The organism is Pseudomonas sp. IT-P258, assembly GCF_949767825.1.
In the GTDB taxonomy this organism is placed as follows: Bacteria; Pseudomonadota; Gammaproteobacteria; order Pseudomonadales; family Pseudomonadaceae; genus Aquipseudomonas; species Aquipseudomonas monachiensis.
This window is the reverse complement of sequence record NZ_CATKPU010000077.1, coordinates 1-348: the sequence shown is the minus strand read 5'-3', so window position 1 is coordinate 348 and position 348 is coordinate 1. Positions and strand designations below refer to the sequence as shown.

Here is a 348-nt window from a genome sequence, read left to right as displayed (position 1 = left end):
AGATATTCCATCGCGGATGAAATACATCGACGGCTGAAAGCCCCAGCAGATGATGTCGACAGTTGCCTTGGCCTTTGAAATGGCCAGGTGCACGGCCCGAAACGTTTCTTCCCCATTGATCAGCGGTTGATACGTCGCCATGGCGGGAGGGTATTCGGTATTGCGCACATACCATGGCGGGGTACAGGTCACCTCTTGAGTGTGCTGGAGTGCGACCGGTGTCACGATCTCGTATTGGCTCATGGTGTTTTCCCTTCCTGATCACCAGCGCCTTCCATCACCGTGGCATACAGGCCTCGGTGATCCGTGTGCGATATGGGTTGACTCACCTCGACATCGGCTTGCGAT

The 348-nt window shown here is 55.5% G+C and carries 1 pseudogene; it reads right to left on the bottom strand.

Going from position 1 to position 348, the window contains the following annotated elements:
* A pseudogene (locus ACM6G4_RS24315) lies at positions 1-243 on the bottom strand (phospholipase); the annotation flags it as partial.
* Positions 244-348: the final 105 nt, after the last annotated feature.